The organism is Pseudomonas veronii (assembly GCF_002028325.1).
Lineage (GTDB): Bacteria > Pseudomonadota > Gammaproteobacteria > Pseudomonadales > Pseudomonadaceae > Aquipseudomonas > Aquipseudomonas veronii.
The window spans coordinates 1,943,880-1,964,066 of sequence record NZ_CP018420.1 but is presented as its reverse complement, the minus strand read 5'-3'; the positions used below and the strand labels follow the sequence as shown (position 1 = coordinate 1,964,066).

Genomic DNA, 20,187 nt, shown 5'->3' with positions numbered 1-20,187 from the left:
ATTTACCTGCCGCTGCGGAACCCCCATGCCCGACGATTCTTCGCCTCTGCCCTGTTCGATTCTGCTGTTGGCCGGTGGCCGCGGCCAACGCATGGGCGGACAAGACAAAGGCTTGCTGGAATGGCAGGGTCAGCCATTGATCGCGCACTTGCACCACTTGGTGCGCCCACTGACCGACGACCTGATCATCTCGTGCAACCGCAACCCGGACCGCTACACGCCGTATGCCGACCAGTTGGTGAGTGACGACAGTACGGATTTCCCCGGGCCGCTGGCCGGTATCCGCGCAGGCTTGAACGCCGCCCGCCATGAGCACTTACTGATTTTGCCGTGCGATGTGCCGCATCTAGACGCTCGACTGCTCGCCGACCTGCGCAAGACGGCGCAGCGCAATCCGCAGCTGCCGGTGATGGTGCGCCACGGTGAATTCTGGGAACCGTTGATCTGCATCATCCCTACCCACCTGCAAAGCGCGGTAGAACAGGCCTGGCAAGCCGGTGAGCGCAGCCCGCGCAAGATCTTCCTGCAGTTGGGGGGCATCGGGCTGGAATGCCCGGCAGATGATCCGCGCCTGGCCAACCTGAACACGCCTGCGCTGTTACACACCAGGCCCGACGTGTCAGAATGAACCCCGCACAAGGAACTTTGTCGACGCGCCACGCGTCACACAGTCAGCAATCAAAAAGAATTTTCTTGGAGACACACCCATGACTCAACGGACCATCGCCGCTTTCATGCTTGCACTGGGCCTCGCTACCCTTGCCGGTTGCGCCTCGCCGACAGTGATCACCCTGAATGACGGTCGCGAAATCCAGGCTGTCGATACCCCGAAATACAATGAAGATACGGGTTTCTACGAATTCGAACAGCTTGACGGCAAGCGCACCCGCATCAACAAGGATCAAGTGCGTACCGTTAAAGACCTGTAAGCCGCAACGCTTGCATACAAGGCCCGCCTCGCGCGGGCCTTGTCGTTTCTGCGGTTACCAGTCGAGCGTGATCTGGCTGCGGAAACTGCGTTCTGCACCCGTGACCGGATCGATAAAACGCACCCCCTGGGCGAGCAGCTTCAAGGGATTGGCGTAGTCGTCCACGGCATCCTTGATCACCTCGGGGTAGAACGGGTCATTGCAAATGCTCGCGCCGAGCGCCGTCATGTGTACACGCAACTGGTGCTTCTTGCCGGTCACAGGGAACAGCCCATAGCGCCATAAGTCGCCGTGGGTTTCGCGCACTTCCACGGCCGTTTCGGTGTTGCTGGCGCCCGGCCCTTCCTGCATGCGAAAGAACGGCTCGCCATCCACCAGACGGCTTTTGTGGACCAGCGGGAAGGTCAGGTTCGGCAAGGCCGGGGCGATGGCCTCGTAGAACTTGTCGATTTGACGCGTGGGAAACAACTGCTGATAGGCCGAGCGGCTTTGCGGGTTGGCCGAGAACAGCACCAGCCCCGCCGTATGCCGGTCGATGCGGTGCAGGGGCACCAGGGACGGGTTGTCCAGGCGGCGGATCAGGCGGCGCAACAGGGTTTGCTCGACGTACTCACCCGCCGGGGTGACGGGCAGAAAGTGTGGTTTGTCCGCCACCACCAGGTGTTCATCGGCGTACAGGATGGTTTCCTGCACCGGGATGACTTTTTCGTTCGGCACTTCGCGGAAGTAGTAGATGCACAGGCCTTCCTTGTAGGCCAGGTCCAGGCGGATCGGGCTACCCTGCAGATCCAGCACCCGGCCACGGGCGATGCGGTCCAGCCACTGCGTGCGGCCGATCGCCGGGAAATGCTCGCACAGGCAGTCGAGCACCGTCGCCCAAGGGCCAGGCGGCAAGTACAGGGTGCTGGCTTGATGCTGGGACGCGGAAAAACCGGAAGTGGACATGCAGATGCTCGAAGCCTGGGAAACAGGCCGGCATTATCCCGCATGGAGCGGGATTGAGCCTAGGGCGGATCTCAGGCCTTGGCCAATTGCGCCCGCAGAATCGGCGAAGCACTGGCGGCCTCGGTAAATTCCTTGAGCCAGCGCAGCACGTCCACCGCTTCCCAACGGCCCGGATCATATAGCGCGTACAGCAAGCCCTGGTAACCCACCACATCCAACTGCTTGTGATAACCGGCGCGTTGGAACAGCGCTTCGATCTCGGCAAAGCAGGTATTGAAATGCACTTTGTTAAACGGCGTCTTGCCTTCCGTGACCAGGCCGTCGAGGCGCAGCTCGTTCACCGCATCGCGCACGACGTCGGCGGACATGCGATTAACGCTGCTTTTCAGTTGTTCAACATTCACCACGGGCGTTCCCTCTATTCAATCGCTGTACAAACATACAGTAACCCAATATTGAGAAAGCTGCCATCGCCCAAGCGCTAGAATAGGAAGGCCACCACCTGCTCCGTGTCGAACGGCCACCCCAGTTCAGCCCCGGTATCCACCCGGCGCAGCACCGGAATCGTTAGGCCATAGGCTTCAAACAAGGCTTCGGAATCGGCGATATCCACCAGCTCAACCAGCAACCCATGTTCGACCAACGGCATGATTTCTGCTTCGGCGAGCTCACACAGATGGCAACCCGAAGTAGTGAACAACTGGCATTCAGAAGGCATGACGACAGGACCTGATCAGGGATAGGCGCCCATTTTAGGCCGACTCTATAGCGCTGGCGAGCCGATAAACCCTGACCCAGATCACCATGCCCTATAACTGATTCAGCGATTCTCGCGGCTTTTTGTCCGCTCGCCCTGCAACGGAGATGCTTGTGTTCGCCAACCTGCTGATCATTCTGGCCTCATCCCTGGTGGTGATTGCGCTGTTTCGCCGGCTGCAATTGCCGCCCGTGCTGGGCTACCTGTGCGTGGGCCTGGCCGTGGGGCCGACCGCCCTCGACTGGGTGAATGACAGCGAAAACCTGCCCGACCTCGCCGAGCTGGGCGTGGTATTCCTGCTGTTTTCCCTTGGCCTGGAGTTCTCCCTGAGCAAGATGTTCGCCCTGCGCCACGTGGTATTTGGCCTGGGCAGCTTGCAAGTGCTGGGCTGCGGGTTGCTGCTGGGAGGCCTGTTGATGGCCTTTGGCGTGTCGCCGAACATCGCCTTGATGCTCGGTGCGGGGCTGGCGTTGTCGTCCACGGCCATTGTCAGCAAAGAGCTGAGCAGCCTCGGGGAAATCTTCAGCAGCCACGGCCAGAACGCGATTGGCGTGCTGCTGTTCCAGGATGTAGTGGCGGTGTTGCTGCTGACCCTGGTGCCGGTGTTCGCCGGTGGCAGTGAGCAGGCCTGGTACTGGGCACTGCCGTTGACGCTGGCCAAGACATTGTTGTTGTTCGTCGGCCTGTTGCTCGCCAGCCGCTGGTTATTGCCGCGTCTGTTCCATGAAGTCGCCGCCTCCCATTCGGCCGAGCTGTTTGTGCTGCTGGCGCTGGTGATCGTGTTGCTGACCGCCTGGCTCACGCACTTGCTGGGCCTCTCCCCGGCGCTTGGTGCGTTCCTGGCCGGCATGCTGCTGGGGGAAAGCCATTACCGGCATCAGATCGAGGCGGATATCCGGCCGTTTCGCGACATTCTGCTGGGGCTGTTTTTCGTCAGCATCGGCATGCTCATCGACCTGCAACTGTTCATCAGCCACAGCCTGCTGATCCTCGGCCTGACCTTCACGCTGATGCTGACCAAGGGCTGCGTGGTCGCGGCGCTGGTCAAACTGCGCGGCAGCGACCGCGAAACCGCCTGGCGCAGCGGCCTGGCCCTGGCCCAGGGCGGCGAGTTCTGTTTTGCGCTGATGGCGCAGATGCAACAGAGCCGGCTGATTCCGGATGAGTTCAACGGCTTGCTGCTGGCCGCCACCTTCTGCTCGATGCTGCTGACCCCTCTTTTGCTGCGCGCGGCACCGGGCATTGCCCTGCGCCTGCACCGCAAACCCAACCAGCAGGTGCAACTCGAAGCCATCACCGCGCTCAACGCCGAGTTACGCGACCATGCGGTAATCTGCGGCTATGGCCGCGTCGGGCAATCCATCGGGCGCTTTCTGCACCACGAAAAACAAGCGTTTATCGCCCTGGATGACAACCCGGAACGGGTGCAGGAAGCCGCCACCGAAGACAACAGCGTGCATTACGGCGACTGCCGCCGTGGCGCCCTGCTCAGCGCGGTCGGCCTGGAGCGGGCGCGGCTGGTGGTGATCGCCGTGGATAACACCGAAGTCGCCCTGCTGGTGCTGAAGGAAGCCCGCCGGATCAACGCCGACGTACCGATCCTGGTACGCACCCGCGACGACAGCCAATTAGCCGAACTGAAAGCCGCGGGCGCCAGCGAAGTGGTGCCCGAGCTGCTGGAGTCGAGCCTGATGCTCGCCTCCCACGCCCTGATCCTGCTGGGCCTGCCGGACCAGCAGGTGCAAGCGCGGGTCGATGAGGTGCGGCATAACCGCTACCGTCTGCTGCACGGCTTCTACCCGCGGGCGGCCCCTGACGAAGAGGCGCCGATCAATCCTGACTGATCGCACCGATCTTGTGGATCGACAGGTCCGCGCCGTAGTACTCCTCTTCCTGACTCAGGCGCAGCCCGTGTACGCGCTTGATCACGCCATACACCAGCAGGCCGCCGGCAAACGCCACCAGCACACCCAACGCGGTGCCGATCAATTGGCTGATCAGGCTGACCCCGCCCAACCCGCCAAGGGCGGTCTGGCCGAAGATGCCGCAGGCAATGCCACCCCACACGCCACACAGGCCATGCAACGGCCAGACACCCAGCACATCGTCGATCTTCCAGCGATCCTGGGCGGCAATGAAGCACCACACAAACAAGCCACCGGCGACAACCCCCGTGACCAATGCGCCCACCGGATGCATCAGGTCGGAACCGGCACAAATCGCCACCAGCCCGGCCAGGGGGCCGTTGTGCAGGAAGCCGGGGTCATTGCGGCCAATCACCAGCGCCGCAACCGTACCGCCGACCATGGCCATCAGCGAGTTGACCGCCACCAGGCCGCTGACGCCGTTCAGGGTCTGTGCGCTCATCACGTTAAAGCCGAACCAGCCGACAATCAGAATCCACGAGCCCAGCGCCAGGAACGGGATGCTCGACGGCGCAAACGCGACCAGGCGCCCTTCGCGATAACGCCCGTTGCGCGGCCCGAGCAACAGCACCGCCGCCAACGCCAGCCAGCCGCCCATGGCATGCACCACCACGGAACCGGCGAAGTCATGGAAGCTGGCACCGGAGGTCGCGAGCAACCAGGCCTGCACGCCGAAATTGCCGTTCCACACCATGCCTTCGAAAAACGGGTAGATAAACGCCACGATCAGCGCGGTAGCGCACAGTTGCGGAACAAATCGTGCACGCTCGGCAATGCCCCCGGAAATGATCGCCGGAATCGCCGCGGCAAAGGTCAGCAGGAAGAAGAACTTCACCAGACCATAGCCGTGATCGGCACTGATCACCGCCGCCGGTTGCATGAAGCTCACGCCATAAGAGATCCAATAGCCTATAAAGAAATAGGCCAGGGTGGAGATCGCGAAGTCACTGAGGATTTTCGACAGGGCGTTGACTTGGTTCTTCTGACGCACGGTGCCGACTTCGAGGAAGGCAAAACCGGCGTGCATGGCCAAAACCATGACCGCACCGATCAGAATGAACAGGGTGTTGGAGCTGTGGACGAGGGTGTCCACTGCGCTTTGCAGATTTTCCATGGAGGTTGGCAGGCCTGCGATAAAGGCAAAAAGCACCAAAGCGGTTCAAACCGGCGTTTCGCGCACTAAATTGGTACCACCGGCTCCGCCCCTCTTCTGAGGGCGTGAACCGCTTTAGCGCAGCGATCAGCACAACCGGCCATTCCCGACAGGGTTTTTCCGCGAGTTTCAGTTATATAGGGTAAGGTTTTCACCGGTTTGCGGCCCAACCGCCCAGATTCAGCGCAGACCCAGGGGCCTGCGCACCAAGGCAAAGCAAAAGCTGTACCAGTCATTTGCAATGAACCTTCACCGATACCGGTGACTCGAAACCACACGTACCGATCAGCCACTCACGGAGATAACCATGGCCAGCAAAACAGCACAGACGGCTCAAGAAATACTGATGGCGGATTTTCAAACGCTGGTCAGTGATACTGAAAAGTTGCTGGACGACACCGCCATCCTGGCCGGTGACCAGGCCGACGAGCTGCGCGCCAAGATCCACGACAGCCTGCTCAAGGCCCGTGAAACCCTGCAACTGACCGAAGACTCCCTGCGCGACCGCAGCAAGGCCGCCGTCACCGCGACCGAAGATTATGTGCAGGCCAACCCTTGGCAATCAGTGGGCATTGCCGCTGGCGTGGGCTTCTTGATCGGTCTGTTGGCTACAAGGCGCTAATCCTATGTCTATCGGCGAATCCGGCTCGTCCACGGGCCCAAGTTCAACGTCCCGACGCCTGGGCGCAGCCGTACTGGGCTTGCTGCACAGCCATGTCGAACTGTTCGGCATCGAGCTGCAGGAGCAGAAAGCGCGCACCGTCAGCCTGCTGCTGTTTGCCGGGCTGGCCCTGGTGTTTGCCCTGCTGTTGCTGGTGGGGTTGTCGACATTGGTGATGATTCTGGTGTGGGACACCGGCTACCGCCTGACCGGAATCATCTGCCTCTGCGTGTTCTATACCCTGGCCGCTGCATTCTGCGGTGTGCGCTTGAAGGCGGCGGTGTTCGATGAGTCCACGCCGTTCCACGCCACCCTCGAAGAGCTGGCCAATGACCGGGAGCGCCTGCTGCCATGAGCCTGACTGAAATCCCACCCACCAACTCGCGCCGGGAAATGCGCAAGGCATTGATCCGCCTGCGCATGGAAATGCACCGCCAGGAAATCCGCCACGAGTCCCAGCAACTGATGGCGCCCCTGAATAAGGTGCGCAACATGGGCCAGCACTGGCAGGACAGCCTGGGCATCAAGCATGCGCCGCTGTGGGGCGTGGCCGCAGTGACGCTGATCGGCTTCTTTACCGGCAAGGGCGCCAAGGGCGGCAGTCTCAGCAGCCTGACCCGCCTGGTGCGGCTGGGCGCCGGTTTGATCCCACTGATCAAATTAGCCATGCAGGGCGCCTCACGCAAAGGTTGAGGCCTGCTGGCTGCATTCTTGCAAACAGAATCGGCCCGGCCCTCGTCAACGAGGGCCGGGCACTTTGTTGCCAACGTTTTTAAGGAGGCCCCGTGATCGACGGGCAACCGCTCGCCTGCTTCCAACCCTTCATCGACACCGCCACCGGGCGCATCGCCGGCGTCGAGGCTCTCGGCCGCCTGCGCCAGGCTGACGGTCGCCTGCTGTCGGTCGGCCCGTTGTTCGCCGACCCGCGCACCTCAGGCGTGGCCTTGCGGCGCCTGGACCGGCAGATCCGCGACAACGCCTTGAGCCGTCTGCACGAGGCACCGCAGGACTGGTTTCTGAGCCTGAATATCTCACCGCGCTGGATCAATCGCCTGCGCGCCGGCCAGGCCCTGCCCAGCTTGCAACAGGTGCAGGCCCACGGCGTCGATCCACAGCGCATCGTGTTCGAGATCACTGAACTGGGCGGCGATATTCAGCGCCTGGCCGACGTGGTGGCGCGCTATCGCGAGGCCGGCGCGCGCATCGCCATCGATGACTTCGGCGCCGGCTATTCGCAGCTCGACCGCGTGCTGGCGTTGCAGCCGGACATTCTCAAGCTGGACATGCGCCTGTTTCAGGAGGCCGCCAAAGGGGGCCCCAGCAGTGAAGTGGTGCGGGCACTGGCGCAAATGGCGGAAAAAACCGGCTGCTGGATCATTGCCGAAGGGGTGGAGACCGAGGCGCAGTTGAGTTTTGCGCTGGAATGCGGCTCGCGGTATGTGCAGGGTTATCTGTTTGCCCAGGCGCAACTGGACTGGTTCGCCGCCGATGCTTTCGTGCCGCGCTTCGCCCAACTGCGTGGCGCCTACGTGCAGAAAAAACTCGCCGAACGCGGACGCATCATGCAATTGCGCCAACAACTGGCCGAACTGATGAAAATCCTCCAGACCTGGGCCCAGGGCCAGGCGCCGCTGAGCCATTTGCCGCAATTGCCGGATTATCCCTGGCTGCTGCGGTTCTACCAGTGCGACCGGCATGGCACCCAACTGACCCCCAATTTCGAATGGCGCCAGGACGCCTGGCAAGCCGACAGCCGCTACCTCGGCCACAATTGGTCGTGGCGCCCGTATTTCTATCATCTGCTGGCCGAAGGCTGGGACGAGCGCCGTTTGACGCTGTCTTCGACCTACCGCGACGCCACCACCAACCAGTATTGCCTGACCGCCGGACAATTCTTCGATAACGGTCAGCGCTTGCTGTTAATCGATATCGACGCGGTCGGCCTGTAGATTTTCGCTTGCTCCGCCCACCCGGAACCGGGAAGCTGGGCGAGTCATTCACCGCACGGAGAGTACCCGCCTTGGATTGGCCCACCCTGCTGACTCGCGAACGTCTTGGAAAGCCCCTGCACAGCCCGGAAGAATTGGGCCGTAGCCCGTTTCACAAAGACCATGACCGCATCATTTTCTCCGGCGCGTTCCGCCGCCTGGGGCGCAAGACTCAAGTCCACCCGGTGTCGAGCAACGACCATATCCACACCCGTCTGACCCACTCCCTGGAAGTCAGCTGCGTCGGCCGCTCCCTCGGCATGCGCGTGGGCGAAACCCTGCGCAGCGCCCTGCCCGAGTGGTGCGACCCGAGCGACCTGGGCATGGTGGTGCAATCGGCCTGCCTGGCCCACGACATCGGCAACCCGCCCTTCGGACACTCCGGCGAAGACGCCATCCGCCATTGGTTCCAGCAGGCCGCCGGGCGCGGCTGGCTGGACGACATGAGCGTGGCCGAGCGCAATGACTTCCTCAATTTCGAAGGCAACGCCCAGGGCTTCAGGGTGCTGACCCAGCTGGAATACCACCAGTTCGACGGCGGCACGCGGCTGACCTACGCGACCTTGGGCACCTACCTGAAATACCCGTGGACCGCCCGCCATGCGGACTCCTTGGGCTACAAGAAACACAAGTTCGGCTGCTACCAGAGCGAATTGCCGATCCTTGAGCAGATCGCCCACAAGCTCGGCCTGCCGCAACTGGAAGAACAACGCTGGGCGCGCCATCCGCTGGTGTACTTGATGGAGGCCGCGGACGACATCTGCTACGCGCTGATCGACCTGGAAGACGGCTTGGAAATGGACTTGCTGCAATATGCCGAAGTCGAGTCGCTGCTGCTCGACCTGGTCGGCGACGACCTGCCGCAAACCTACCGGCAACTGGGCGCCCAGGATTCACGGCGGCGCAAACTGGCGATCCTGCGCGGCAAAGCCATCGAACACCTGACCAACGCCGCCGCACGCGCTTTCGTCGAACAACAGGACGCCTTGCTCGCCGGCACCTTGCACGGTGATCTGGTCGAGCATATGCACGGCCCCGCCAAGCGCTGCGTGCTGGATGCCAAGGACATGGCGCGCAAGAAAATCTTCCAGGACAAGCGCAAGACCCTGCATGAAATCGGCGCCTACACCACCCTGGAAATCCTCCTCAACGCCTTCTGCGGGGCGGCGCTTGAACAGCACGGCGGGCGCACGCCGTCGTTCAAGAACCGGCGCATCCTCGACTTGCTGGGCAACAGTGCCCCCGACCCGGCCTGGTCGCTGCACGCCTCGTTCCTGCGGATGATCGATTTCATCGCCGGCATGACCGACAGCTACGCCACCGAGATGGCGCGGGAAATGACCGGGCGTTCCAGCCCGCAATAGATGACTGATCCAGCTGCCTGTTGCCTGAACAGAATCTACCTACGAAGGGAACAGAGCGGCCTGATCGAATCAGTACAAACACCCGATGAATAATCACGCACGCTCTTAAAGGGCATAGGGCGCCTTCCTACGCCCCGCCCAATCGCCGCTTGACTCACCGTGTGCCCTTCCTATGTTCAAGAATTGCCTTCGCATCCTGTTGGTGGAGGATCACCCCTTTCAGCTCCTGGCAACCCAGTGCCTGCTCAACAGCTTCGGCTTCGAGCACCTGACCCTGGCGGAAAACGCCGAACAGGCGATCCGCTTGATGACCCAGTCCGAACGGCCCTTCGACCTCATGTTGTGCGACCAATGCCTGCCAGATCTGCCCGGGCTTGAGTTAGTCGAAATCGCCGGTCGGCGGGGGTTTATCGCAGGGGCGATCCTGTTGAGCGGGCTGCCCCTGCCCGAACTGGCGAATCTGAAGACTCAAGCCTTACAACGTAACTTGCCGTTACTTGGCTATTTATCAAAACCGTTAAACCGGGACGAACTAATGACGCTGATAAGCCCGCTGTAAATGTAGGAATTTAAACATCTCCACATAGGAAAAACTTACCACAACAACCGCTTAACCGGTGGGCCAAGGCCCGAACCCGCATCGCCGACCGAATTCTGAAACAGACGTCCACAAAGCCTTGATAGATCGTAAGGAAATACCTTTTTTAATGTAGGAATATTCCTGTTCTGTATCTACGCCCCCTCACCTCCATGCTCCCGCCTCGCCTTCTGAGCTAATGTGCCCGCTTTATTTGCACTTGCATGGAATGTGATTATGAACACAGTTTTCATCATTGATGACCATCCTGTTATCAGGCTGGCGATTCGTATGTTGTTGGAACACGAAGGCTATAAAGTCGTCGGCGAAACGGATAACGGTTGTGATGCAATACAAATGGTTCGCGAATGCCTTCCAGACCTGATCATTCTGGATATCAGTATTCCAAAACTTGATGGCCTCGAAGTGCTGTGCCGATTTAACGCAATGAATACTTCGATGAAAACCCTGATTCTGACGGCCCAATGCCCAACCCTGTTCGCCACCCGCTGCATGCGCTCGGGCGCCGATGGCTATGTGTGCAAAGAGGGCGACCTGAGTGAACTGCTGAGTGCCATCCGCGCTGTATTATCCGGCTACAACTACTTCCCCAGCCAGGCATTGAACGCCTGCGGCCCGGACAGTAATTCCCAGGAACTGGAACTGTTCAAGGCAGTGAATGATCGCGAATTAATGGTCTTGCAACTTTTTGCACAAGGTCGCACCAACAAGGAAATTGCCAAAGGTATGTTTCTCAGTAACAAAACCGTCAGCACCTACAAAAAGAGGCTTATGCAAAAACTCAAAGCCAAGTCCTTGGTAGAACTTATCGAGTTGGCAAAACGAAACGCGCTAGTGTGAGAAAGCGGATGCCCAGGCGTATAAAGGACTATCTGATCATATTGAGCGCAGGCGTGTGCTTGAGCACCTCTGTGCTCGCTGCTCAAACGGAACCGGAACACTTCACCTTATTGAGCCGCGCAGGCGCCGTTCAACTGGACACTCAACTGGACAAGACGCAACGCCAGTGGCTGCAGAACAAACGCGAACTGGTGCTCGGCGCGGCAGCTCCCGACTACCCGCCCTTCGACCTCACGGCCAGCGGACGCGACTATGAGGGGCTCACGGCCGATTACGCCGGGCTGTTGGCCAAGGCGCTGGCGCTCCCCGTCAGAGTGCTGCGCTACCCCAACCGGGAAGCCTCCATTCAGGCGCTTGAAGCCGGTGAAATCGACCTGCTGGGCTCGTCCAATGGCTTTGAGGCCACCAACCCGCTGCTCACCCTTTCAGCACCGTATGCCGTGGACCAGCCAGTGCTGGTGACACGCGAGGGCGAAACCCGCAGCCTCAGTGAGGGCCTGGCCGGGCTGCGCCTGAGCCTGGTCTATCACTACCTGCCGCTGGGCGAAGTCGAGAAGCTGTATCCCGAGGCGATCATCCACACCTACCCTTCTTATCAGAACGCCCTGAATGCGGTGGCATTCGACCAGGCGGATGTGTTTCTCGGCGACACCATTTCCACCCATTACATGATCAACAAGGGCTACCTGAAAAATATCCGCATGGCCAACTTCGGCAAGCACGAAGCCTATGGTTTCAGCTTTGCCGTGCGCCAGGACCAGCACACCCTCTTGAGCATCCTCAACGCGGTGCTGGCGGCGGTGCCGACCAATGAGCAGGAGAGCATTGCCAAACGCTGGAGTGCGGGCAGCGACATCCTGCTCACCGCGCAAAAACTGCAACTGACGCAACGCGAAGAACGCTGGCTGAAGGCGCACCCGGTGGTCCGGGTAATCGCCAACGAAACCTTCGCGCCATTGACCTTCTTCGATGCCGACGGCAACTTCCGCGGCATCACCGCCGACCTCCTGGAGCTGATCCGCCTGCGCACCGGGTTGCGCTTCGAGATCCTGCGCGCACGCGATGTCAACGCGATGATCGAGCAAATCGATACCGGCAAAGCCGACCTCATCGGCGCCATCATTCCCAGCACGGAACGCGAAGCTCAACTGAACTTCAGTCGTCCCTATCTGGAAAACTCCTACGTATTGCTCACGCGCAAGGAACCCAACGCCCCATCGAATCTTGAACAGATGGCAGGCAAGCGCCTGGCGATCACCCAAGGCAACCCTCTGGAAAGCCTTCTGCGCAAGGATTTCCCGCACATTCGCCTGGTGGAAACCAGTGATACCTTCAAGGCCTCGGAACTCCTGGCCCAGGGGCATGTGGAAGGCGCGGTGAACTCGTTGGTGGTCGCCAACTATTTCCTGTCCTCCCAAGTGTTTCAGGACAAACTGCAGATCAGCGGCAGCATCGGCACCCTCCCCGCAGTCTTTGCGCTGGCCACGTCACGGGGTGCCACCGAGTTGAGCGCGATCCTCGACAAGGCGCTGCTGAGCATCGCCCCCGATGAGCTCGGGGTGATCAACAGCCGTTGGCGAGGCTACGCCGCCGCCTCCGACAGCTACTGGCGCAACTACCACCACCTGATTGCCCAGATCATCCTCGTCACCGGCCTGCTGCTGCTGATTTCCCTGACCTGGAACGCCTACATGCGCCGGGAGATCAAGCACCGCAAGATGGCCGAACGCGCCCTCAACGACCAGTTCGAATTCATGCGCGCACTGGTCAACGAAACGCCACACCCGATCTATGTCCGCGACCGCAACGGCCTGTTGCAGACCTGCAACGACAGCTACCTGCAGGTGTTCGACGTCAAGCGCGAAGAGGTCATCGGCAAAAGTGTGATGCAGATGAGCACGGCCCAGGCAACCGAAGCGGCTCAGTATCACGCCGACTATCTGCGCGTGGTCGCCGAGGGCAACCCGCTGATCCTTGATCGCACCCTGCTCATCAATGGCAAAAAGCTGACGATCTACCACTGGATACTGCCCTACCGCGACTCCACCGGCGAAGTCCAGGGCATCATCGGCGGCTGGATCGACATCAGCGAACGACGCCAGCTGTTCGATGAGCTGCGCGCCGCCAAGGAACGTGCCGACGAAGCCAACCGTGCCAAGAGCACCTTTCTGGCAACCATGAGCCACGAAATCCGCACCCCGATGAACGCGGTGATCGGCATGCTCGAACTGACCCTCAAGCGCGCCGACCAGGGGCATCTCGACCGCCCGGCGATCGAAGTCGCCTACCACTCGGCCAAGGACCTGCTGGAGCTGATCGGCGATATTCTGGACATCGCGCGGATCGAATCCGGCCGCCTGAGCCTGGCGCCGGAGCGTGTGAACCTGCGGGAAGTGATCGAGTCGGTGGTGCGGGTGTTCGACGGCCTGGCACGCCAGAAAACCCTGAGTTTGCTGCTGGAGTTCAAGCCCGAACTCGATGACACCGACGTGCTGATCGACCCGCTGCGCTTCAAGCAGGTGCTGTCCAACCTGGTGAGCAATGCGATCAAGTTCACCGAGCGCGGGCAGGTAAAGATCAAGGTGCAGGTGCAAGCCACCGAATTGGCACAGCAGGTCGAAATGAAGCTGGTGGTCGAAGACACGGGGATCGGCATCAGCCGCGACGACCAGTTGCGCCTGTTCGAACCCTTTGCCCAGGCCGACAATTCCGGGCAATTGGCCCGCAGCGGCGCGGGCCTGGGGCTGGTGATCTGCCGCAGCCTGTGCGCGATGATGGGCGGGCAACTGAGCCTGAGCAGCGTGCCCATGGTCGGCACCCAGGTGCATGTCAGCCTGAAGATGAACTGCCTGCAGCCCATCCAGGCCGCGGATGAACCCCTGCCGGCTGCGCCCGCACCGGCGCCGGTGCTCAACGTGCTGGTGGTGGATGATCATCCGGCGAATCGCCTGCTGATGTGCCAGCAACTGGGTTACCTGGGCCACCAGTTCACCGCAGCCCAACATGGCGCCGCCGGGTTCCAGGCCTGGCGCCAGGCCCACTTCGACCTGGTGATCGCCGACTGCAACATGCCCATCATGAATGGCTATGAGTTAAGCCGCTCGATCCGTGAGTATGAGCAGCGGGAGCAACTGACACCCTGCGTGGTCCTGGGGTTTACCGCCAACGCCCAGCCCGAAGAGAAGCTGCGCTGCGCCGAAGCCGGGATGAACGACTGCCTGTTCAAACCGATCAGCCTCACGGCGCTGGAACGGCAACTGGCGCAGATCGCGCCGCAGCCGTCCGGCCCGCGACTCGACCTCAGCCACCTGGATGCGCTGACGGGCGGCGATCCGCAACTGACTCGGCGGCTGCTTGAGGAACTGCTGAGCAGCAGTTGTCACGATCGCCAGATATTGGTCACGTTGTGGGCCCAGCAGGCTTCACTGCAGGACATCATCGAGCAGGCCCACAAGATCAAGGGCGCTGCGCGTATCGTCCAGGCCAGTGTACTGGCGGCGCAATGCGAAGCGCTGGAGCAGGCCTGCGCCCGCGGCGATGATCGGGCGGTGATCGAAACCGGCATCAAGACCCTGGAAAAGTGCATGCTGGAACTGGAGCGCCTGCTGCACATGCAACTCAACGGCCTGGGCTCTCCAGGGTAGGCAGGAGCGCGCCGCACGGCCCGCCCCCGCAACGGTCGGTCAGCAGTCGGTCAGGCGCAGGAAAATCGCCGCCAACTGCTCGATACCAACCTGGTCTTGCGCGGTAAACCGGGCCAGCGACGGGCTGTCGAGGTCGAGGACGCCAATCAGTCGGCCATCCTTGACCAGCGGCACCACCAGTTCACTGTTCGATGCGCTGTCACAGGCGATATGCCCCGGGAACGCATGCACATCTTCCACCCGCTGGGTCTGGCGCGACGCGGCCGCCGCACCGCACACGCCACGCCCGAACGGAATGCGTACACACGCGATCTGCCCCTGGAACGGCCCCAACACCAACTCTTCGTGACGGTTGAGGTAGAAACCGGCCCAGTTCAAGTCATCCAACTGATTGAACAAAAACGCAGAGAACTGCGCGCCGTTGGCGATGAAATCGCGCTCATCGGCCAGCAGCGACTCCAACTGCGCACACAACATGGCATAGCCATCCAGACCGCTGCCGGCCTGCTGCAAATCGATCATGGTTGACGCTCCAGCAATTTGAGGCCCACCCAGTAACGGGCGAATTGATACGCGCAACGGCCGTTGCGGTTGCCACGCCCGGTGGCCCAGCGCACGGCGAGGATATCGAGGTCTTCATCACGCTGCCACTGCAGGCCGGCCTTGCGCGCCAGCTCGCCGATCCAGTGTTCCACCACGTTCAGGAAATGTTCCTGGGTGAATGGGTAGAACGACAGCCACAGGCCAAAACGGTCGGACAAGGCGATCTTGTCTTCCACCGCCTCACTCGGGTGCAGCTCGCCATCCACGCGTTTCCAGTTATCGTTGTCGCTCTGGTTTTCCGGCACCAGGTGACGACGGTTGGACGTGGCATACAGCAGCACGTTTTCCGGCGCCTGTTCCAGGGAACCGTCCAGCACGCTCTTGAGCACGCGGTAATCGCCTTCTCCGGCCTCGAACGACAGGTCATCGCAGAACAGAATGAAACGCTGCGGCAGCTTGAGCAGTTGTTCGACCACACGCGGCAGGTCGGCGAGGTGATCGCGTTCGATTTCGATCAAGCGCAAACCGGCGCTGGCGTGCTGGGCGAGCAAGGCGCGCACCATCGACGATTTCCCCGTGCCGCGCGAGCCCCACAGCAACGCATGGTTGGCGGGCAGGCCGTCGAGGAACTGTCGGGTGTTGCGCGCCAATGTTTCACGCTGCTTGTCCACACCGATCAGGTCGGACAGACGCATGTCCAGGCTGACCTCCAGCGGCAGCAGGAAGCCGCTGCGACCCTCACGCTGCCAACGGGCCGCAAGGCATTGGTTCCAGTCGATGGTTTGGCGCGGGGCTGGCAACAGGGGTTCCAGGCGCGCGAGTACGGCATCGGCACGCTCAAGAAAGGCATTCAATCGAGAATCCACGACTATTCCTCTGGCAAGTTCTTGTAAAAGATGGCGTATTGGCAACCCTGCGGCCGAGCGCTCCGGGCTGCACCTCTAAAACTGACGATTCGTACCGGGCAAGCCTGAACCTGTGGATGTTCAGCTATGCTTGCCGGGCGAAGGGAAACGTGAAGTGGTTCAACACTCGATGGATATCAAGTTCGCCCACCGCTTGTCTTATAAACAAGCCAGATTGACTGTGCTGGTCGGTTTCGTCTTGGGAACCTTGCTCAGCCTGATCCAGATCGGCATTGATTATGCCAGCGAAGACGCATCCATCAACCGTGAAATTCGTTCGCTGATTGAAATCAGCCATAACCCGGCGTCGCGCATCGCCTACAACATCGACGCCGAGCTGGCCCAGGAGCTGACCCTCGGCCTGTTGCACTCCCCCGCCATCATTCAGGCGCGGTTGACCGACAACAACGGCGTGGTACTGGCCGACGTCGGACGGCCGCGCAAGGAAAGCCCCTACCGGCCCGTCAGCGATTTCCTGTTCGGCGCCAACCGCCAGTTTGAAGACCGGCTGTTCCTCAGCCATATGCCCAACGAATCCCTTGGCGTGCTGCGCCTCGACGTAGACACCTACGCCTTTGGCAGCCGCTTCCTGCACCGCGCCGAGGTCACCCTGATCAACGGGTTTGTGCGCAGCCTGCTGCTGACCGGGATCCTGCTGGGCCTGTTCTATGTGATGCTGACCCAACCGCTGGTACGCATCATTCGCGAGCTGAGCACGCGCAGGCAGACACGCCTGGATTGCCCGCCGGGGCACGAGCACGATGAAATCGGCGTGCTGGTCAACATGGCCAACCAGCAATTCGACACCCTGGAAACCGAGATCCAGCAGCGCCGTCACGCCGAGGACCGCCTCACCGAGTACCTGGGGCAACTGGAAAACATCGTCTCGGCGCGCACGCTGGAGCTCAAGGCCAGCAACCAGCGCTTGAGCCAGTCCAACGATGAGTTGGAAGCAGCAAAAATGAACGCGCTGGGCATGGCTCAGGCGCGGGCGGCGTTCCTGGCCAATATGAGTCACGAAATCCGCACGCCGCTCAATGGGTTGCTGGGCATGATCGCGCTGTCGCTGGACAGCCCGCTCAACGCCGAGCAGCGTCAGCAACTGTCGATCGCCCATGACTCCGGCAAGGTGCTGGTGGAACTGCTCAACGATATCCTCGATCTGTCCAAGTTCGACGCGGGCCAGTTGGAGCTGGAGCGCATCCCGTTCGACCTCGGCGCGCTGGTGGAAGACACCGCCAACCTGTTATCGCAGAACGCCGCGCCGAGTGTCGAACTGACGTGCCTGATCGACCCGCAGTTCCCGGCGCAGGTGCTCGGCGACCCGACACGTGTGCGGCAGATCGTCAGTAACCTGCTGTCCAACGCCTTGAAGTTCACGCGCTTCGGCCGCGTGGATGTGCGCCTCAGCGCCCAGGATGGCCGAGTAAAAATCGAAGTGTGCGACACCGGGATCGGCATTGCCCAGGACGCGCAGGTGAAGATCTTCCAGCCGTTCACCCAGGCTGGCGCGGGCATCACCCGCCAGTTTGGCGGCACCGGCCTGGGCCTGGCGCTGACCCATAACCTGTGCGAGGCGATGCACGGTCGGCTGAGCATCAGTTCGGAAGTCGGCTTCGGCAGCCAGTTCTGCGCCGACCTGCCGCTGCCCGCCCATTTACCTGCGCCCCGGCTCGCGCCGCTGACGGGCGAAGTCATTGCAATCACCAGTGCCGACAGCGGCCTGGCGGAGCTGCTCAGCACCCTGCTACCTCACTGGGGGCTGACAGTGCATTGCTATTCTATCGATGAGGACTTGAGCGGGAAAAACCCCGACTTGCTGATCACGGACTGCCCGGAGTGCCTGTTTCGCCTGCGCCCGGCCATCACGGCGCCGATCCTGCTGGTGACCGCCTATGGCAATTTCATGCCCAGTGAGGAAGTCGCGGCCCTGGCGCCGTTGCAGCAACAGGCGCGCCCTTTGAGCCGCAACGCGCTGTACCAGATCCTGCAACGTAATCTGCGCAGCGACGCGCACTTGATCCTCGACCCGATCGCACTCGATGCCACGCCCCTGGTCCACCGGGCACGCATCCTGCTGGTGGAGGACAACCCGGTCAATCAACTGGTGGCCAAGGGCATGCTCAGCAAGTTGGGCTGCGAAGTGATCGTCGCCGCCCATGGTGGCGAAGCGCTCAGGTTCCTCGAAGAACAGCACTTCGACATGGTGCTGATGGACTGCAACATGCCGGTGATGGATGGCTACGAGGCCAGTCGGCAGATTCGTCGCAGCGGGCGCTGGCCGGACCTGCCCATTGTCGCCCTGACCGCCAACGCGCTGTCGGAAGAACGCGAGCGTTGCCGGGCGGCGGGGATGAATGACTACCTGGCCAAGCCGTTTCGCCGCGAAGAACTCAATGCGCTGCTGGACCTGTGGGTGCCTAAGACGACAAGTCTCTGATCTGCGCGAGCAATTGGTCCAACCCCTCGCGCAAGGCATCGGCCTGGTTGAGGTCGACACCGCTGTCGCACAGCAAGCGGGTTTTCAACTGATGGGCCTGGCCGCGCAACTGCACCCCGGCGTGGCTCAGGCTCAAATGCACTTCGCGTTCATCCTGCGCGCTGCGCTGGCGTCTCACTAACCCAAGCTGCTCCAGGCGCTTGAGCAGCGGCGTCAGCGTGCCCGAATCGAGCATCAAGCGCTCGCCCAAGGCCTTGACCGTGGGCTGGGGCGGCGTCGCGTGGTGCCATTCCCACAACACCAGCATCACCACGTATTGCGGGTAGGTCAGGCCCAACTGGTCAAGCATCGGTTTGTAGGCGCGGGTCACCGCGCGCGATGCGGCGTAGAGCTTGAAACACAGCTGGTTGTCCAGCGCCAGGGACACGGTGGGCAGGTCGGTCATTTGAGCAGGGCTTCGATCTCTTGGGTCAACTCCTGGGGCTTGGTGGTTGGCGCAAAGCGCTTGACCACCTGGCCGTCGCGACCGATGAGGAACTTGGTGAAATTCCACTTGATGCCCTTGGAACCCAGCAGGCCCGGCGCACGTTTTTTCAACTGCACGAACAGCGGGTGGGCAGCGCCGCCATTGACGTCGATCTTCTTGAACAACGGGAAGCTGACGCCGAAATTCAGCTCGCAGAACTCGGCAATCGCGCCTTCGTTGCCCGGTTCCTGCTTGCCGAACTGGTTGCACGGAAACCCCAGCACCACCAGGCCCTGGTCCTTGTACTGCTGCCAGAGTTGCTCCAGGCCCTTGTACTGCGGGGTGAAGCCGCATTTGCTGGCAGTGTTGACCACAAGAATGGCCTTGCCGGCGAAATCGGCCAAGGTCTTTTGCTCACCCTTGATGGTGGTGCAAGGGATGCTCAGCAGGTTGTCGCTCATGGCAATGCCTCGGATCAGGAGAAAGAAGGCAAAACATAGCGAGCAATTCAATTGCATGCAATTGAATTGATCAAACTGATAGCCCGGTATACATCGCCCCCGCGCAAGACGCAGGGGCGACTCAGGCTCAGCGCGGCACGAGGTCCAGGCACACCGAGTTGATGCAATAGCGCAGGCCGGTCGGCGGCGGGCCATCCGGGAACACATGCCCCAGGTGCGCGTCGCACTTGGCGCAGGTGACTTCGGTGCGGATCATGCCGTGGCTGACATCGCGGATCTCGATCATCGCGCTGTCGGCGATCGGTGCGTAGAAGCTGGGCCAGCCGCAGCCGGAATCGAACTTGGTGGTAGAGTCGAACAGCGGCTCATTGCAGCAGATGCAGTGATACACGCCGTCGGTCTTGGTGGCATTGTACTTGCCGGAAAACGGCCGTTCGGTGCCCTTCAGGCGGCACACGTTGTATTGCTCCGGATCGAGCATCGCTTTCCATTCTTCAATGGTTTTCTGCAGCTTTTCCATCAGTACACCTCGGCAACTGAAAAACCCTGATCTGTGTCTTTTCCAGGG

21 protein-coding genes are annotated in these 20,187 nt (G+C 61.3%); 12 read left to right on the top strand and 9 right to left on the bottom strand.

The window, feature by feature from the left end:
• Positions 1-25: 25 nt before the first annotated feature.
• Together mobA and PverR02_RS09125 are read left to right on the top strand one after the other, a co-directional pair.
• A complete protein-coding gene (mobA, locus tag PverR02_RS09130; RefSeq protein WP_079443163.1) occupies positions 26-628 on the top strand; it encodes a molybdenum cofactor guanylyltransferase MobA in 603 nt (200 codons plus the stop codon).
• 79 nt (positions 629-707) lie between these two features.
• On the top strand, positions 708-929 hold the full coding sequence (locus tag PverR02_RS09125) for a YgdI/YgdR family lipoprotein (protein ID WP_017849428.1): 222 nt from the start codon (positions 708-710) through the stop codon (positions 927-929).
• Positions 930-983: 54 nt separating this feature from the next.
• Here the strand turns inward: PverR02_RS09125 and PverR02_RS09120 are convergent, their stop codons facing one another.
• From PverR02_RS09120 to PverR02_RS09110, 3 genes are all read right to left on the bottom strand, one after another.
• Positions 984-1,874, bottom strand: a complete 891-nt coding sequence (locus PverR02_RS09120; RefSeq protein ID WP_046384224.1) for a pseudouridine synthase — start codon at positions 1,872-1,874, stop codon at positions 984-986.
• 71 nt (positions 1,875-1,945) lie between these two features.
• The gene (locus tag PverR02_RS09115; protein WP_017529348.1) at positions 1,946-2,281 is read right to left on the bottom strand and encodes a hypothetical protein; all 336 of its coding nucleotides are present in this window, start codon (positions 2,279-2,281) and stop codon (positions 1,946-1,948) included.
• A 74-nt stretch (positions 2,282-2,355) separates the two neighbouring features.
• Complete coding sequence (locus tag PverR02_RS09110) at positions 2,356-2,592, bottom strand: glutaredoxin family protein (protein WP_079443162.1); 237 nt, start codon at positions 2,590-2,592, stop codon at positions 2,356-2,358.
• Between the two features lie 152 nt (positions 2,593-2,744).
• Between PverR02_RS09110 and PverR02_RS09105 the strand changes: the two genes are divergently transcribed.
• Entirely contained in the window at positions 2,745-4,475 is a 1,731-nt protein-coding gene (locus PverR02_RS09105; protein WP_026140340.1) for a cation:proton antiporter, read from the top strand.
• On the opposite strand, the gene PverR02_RS09100 is transcribed toward PverR02_RS09105, so the two are convergent.
• Entirely contained in the window at positions 4,462-5,670 is a 1,209-nt protein-coding gene (locus tag PverR02_RS09100) for an ammonium transporter (RefSeq protein ID WP_046385335.1), read from the bottom strand. The genes PverR02_RS09105 and PverR02_RS09100 overlap by 14 nt on opposite strands.
• Positions 5,671-6,016: 346 nt before the next feature.
• Here PverR02_RS09100 and PverR02_RS09095 point away from each other — a divergent pair, with 346 nt between their 5' ends.
• The 8 genes from PverR02_RS09095 (at position 6,017) to PverR02_RS09060 (ending at position 14,804) form a co-directional block, all read left to right on the top strand.
• Positions 6,017-6,331 carry a DUF883 family protein gene (locus tag PverR02_RS09095; protein WP_017849423.1) on the top strand — a complete coding sequence of 105 codons (315 nt, stop codon included), beginning with the start codon at positions 6,017-6,019 and terminating at the stop codon, positions 6,329-6,331.
• Positions 6,332-6,335: 4 nt separating this feature from the next.
• The gene (locus PverR02_RS09090; protein WP_017849422.1) at positions 6,336-6,725 is read left to right on the top strand and encodes a phage holin family protein; all 390 of its coding nucleotides are present in this window, start codon (positions 6,336-6,338) and stop codon (positions 6,723-6,725) included.
• Entirely contained in the window at positions 6,722-7,063 is a 342-nt protein-coding gene (locus PverR02_RS09085; protein ID WP_017849421.1) for a hypothetical protein, read from the top strand. The genes PverR02_RS09090 and PverR02_RS09085 overlap by 4 nt, the downstream gene beginning before the upstream one ends.
• A 92-nt stretch (positions 7,064-7,155) precedes the next feature.
• On the top strand, positions 7,156-8,319 hold the full coding sequence (locus PverR02_RS09080; RefSeq protein ID WP_017849420.1) for an EAL domain-containing protein: 1,164 nt from the start codon (positions 7,156-7,158) through the stop codon (positions 8,317-8,319).
• A gap of 71 nt (positions 8,320-8,390) precedes the next feature.
• Positions 8,391-9,722, top strand: a complete 1,332-nt coding sequence (locus PverR02_RS09075) for a deoxyguanosinetriphosphate triphosphohydrolase (protein ID WP_017849419.1) — start codon at positions 8,391-8,393, stop codon at positions 9,720-9,722.
• 172 nt (positions 9,723-9,894) lie between these two features.
• Positions 9,895-10,281: a response regulator gene (locus tag PverR02_RS09070; RefSeq protein ID WP_017849418.1), complete on the top strand. Its 387-nt coding sequence runs from the start codon at positions 9,895-9,897 to the stop codon at positions 10,279-10,281.
• A 255-nt stretch (positions 10,282-10,536) separates the two neighbouring features.
• On the top strand, positions 10,537-11,160 hold the full coding sequence (locus PverR02_RS09065) for a response regulator transcription factor (RefSeq protein WP_017849417.1): 624 nt from the start codon (positions 10,537-10,539) through the stop codon (positions 11,158-11,160).
• An 8-nt stretch (positions 11,161-11,168) separates the two neighbouring features.
• Positions 11,169-14,804 carry a transporter substrate-binding domain-containing protein gene (locus PverR02_RS09060; RefSeq protein ID WP_079443161.1) on the top strand — a complete coding sequence of 1,212 codons (3,636 nt, stop codon included), beginning with the start codon at positions 11,169-11,171 and terminating at the stop codon, positions 14,802-14,804.
• A gap of 39 nt (positions 14,805-14,843) precedes the next feature.
• Here the strand turns inward: PverR02_RS09060 and PverR02_RS09055 are convergent, their stop codons facing one another.
• A complete protein-coding gene (locus tag PverR02_RS09055) occupies positions 14,844-15,326 on the bottom strand; it encodes a GAF domain-containing protein (protein WP_079443160.1) in 483 nt (160 codons plus the stop codon).
• On the bottom strand, positions 15,323-16,213 hold the full coding sequence (locus tag PverR02_RS09050; protein WP_079443159.1) for an ATP-binding protein: 891 nt from the start codon (positions 16,211-16,213) through the stop codon (positions 15,323-15,325). Before PverR02_RS09050 ends, PverR02_RS09055 begins: the two co-directional genes overlap by 4 nt.
• 169 nt (positions 16,214-16,382) lie before the next feature.
• Between PverR02_RS09050 and PverR02_RS09045 the strand changes: the two genes are divergently transcribed.
• Positions 16,383-18,692: a hybrid sensor histidine kinase/response regulator gene (locus PverR02_RS09045; RefSeq protein WP_079443158.1), complete on the top strand. Its 2,310-nt coding sequence runs from the start codon at positions 16,383-16,385 to the stop codon at positions 18,690-18,692.
• Here PverR02_RS09045 and PverR02_RS09040 read toward each other — a convergent pair.
• The 3 genes from PverR02_RS09040 to msrB all read right to left on the bottom strand — a co-directional run bounded on the left by PverR02_RS09040 (position 18,673) and on the right by msrB (position 20,139).
• Positions 18,673-19,137, bottom strand: a complete 465-nt coding sequence (locus PverR02_RS09040) for a MarR family winged helix-turn-helix transcriptional regulator (protein WP_046384229.1) — start codon at positions 19,135-19,137, stop codon at positions 18,673-18,675. The two genes, PverR02_RS09045 and PverR02_RS09040, sit on opposite strands and share 20 nt — an antisense overlap.
• Positions 19,134-19,619: a glutathione peroxidase gene (locus PverR02_RS09035; RefSeq protein WP_017849411.1), complete on the bottom strand. Its 486-nt coding sequence runs from the start codon at positions 19,617-19,619 to the stop codon at positions 19,134-19,136. The genes PverR02_RS09040 and PverR02_RS09035 overlap by 4 nt, the downstream gene beginning before the upstream one ends.
• Positions 19,620-19,746: 127 nt before the next feature.
• Positions 19,747-20,139, bottom strand: coding sequence for a peptide-methionine (R)-S-oxide reductase MsrB (msrB, locus tag PverR02_RS09030; RefSeq protein ID WP_046384231.1), 393 nt, complete (start codon positions 20,137-20,139; stop codon positions 19,747-19,749).
• Positions 20,140-20,187 lie beyond the last annotated feature (48 nt).

Bases quoted from the DNA above. Each gene is read 5' to 3' on its own strand.
- mobA (WP_079443163.1), top strand. From the start codon at position 26: ATGCCCGACGATTCTTCGCCTCTGCCCTGTTCGATTCTGCTGTTGGCC.
- PverR02_RS09125 (WP_017849428.1), top strand. From the start codon at position 708: ATGACTCAACGGACCATCGCCGCTTTCATGCTTGCACTGGGCCTCGCT.
- PverR02_RS09120 (WP_046384224.1), bottom strand. From the start codon at position 1,874: ATGTCCACTTCCGGTTTTTCCGCGTCCCAGCATCAAGCCAGCACCCTG.
- PverR02_RS09110 (WP_079443162.1), bottom strand. From the start codon at position 2,592: ATGCCTTCTGAATGCCAGTTGTTCACTACTTCGGGTTGCCATCTGTGT.
- PverR02_RS09100 (WP_046385335.1), bottom strand. From the start codon at position 5,670: ATGGAAAATCTGCAAAGCGCAGTGGACACCCTCGTCCACAGCTCCAAC.
- PverR02_RS09095 (WP_017849423.1), top strand. From the start codon at position 6,017: ATGGCCAGCAAAACAGCACAGACGGCTCAAGAAATACTGATGGCGGAT.
- PverR02_RS09090 (WP_017849422.1), top strand. From the start codon at position 6,336: ATGTCTATCGGCGAATCCGGCTCGTCCACGGGCCCAAGTTCAACGTCC.
- PverR02_RS09085 (WP_017849421.1), top strand. From the start codon at position 6,722: ATGAGCCTGACTGAAATCCCACCCACCAACTCGCGCCGGGAAATGCGC.
- PverR02_RS09070 (WP_017849418.1), top strand. From the start codon at position 9,895: ATGTTCAAGAATTGCCTTCGCATCCTGTTGGTGGAGGATCACCCCTTT.
- PverR02_RS09065 (WP_017849417.1), top strand. From the start codon at position 10,537: ATGAACACAGTTTTCATCATTGATGACCATCCTGTTATCAGGCTGGCG.
- PverR02_RS09060 (WP_079443161.1), top strand. From the start codon at position 11,169: ATGCCCAGGCGTATAAAGGACTATCTGATCATATTGAGCGCAGGCGTG.
- PverR02_RS09055 (WP_079443160.1), bottom strand. From the start codon at position 15,326: ATGATCGATTTGCAGCAGGCCGGCAGCGGTCTGGATGGCTATGCCATG.
- PverR02_RS09045 (WP_079443158.1), top strand. From the start codon at position 16,383: ATGGATATCAAGTTCGCCCACCGCTTGTCTTATAAACAAGCCAGATTG.
- PverR02_RS09040 (WP_046384229.1), bottom strand. From the start codon at position 19,137: ATGACCGACCTGCCCACCGTGTCCCTGGCGCTGGACAACCAGCTGTGT.
- PverR02_RS09035 (WP_017849411.1), bottom strand. From the start codon at position 19,619: ATGAGCGACAACCTGCTGAGCATCCCTTGCACCACCATCAAGGGTGAG.
- msrB (WP_046384231.1), bottom strand. From the start codon at position 20,139: ATGGAAAAGCTGCAGAAAACCATTGAAGAATGGAAAGCGATGCTCGAT.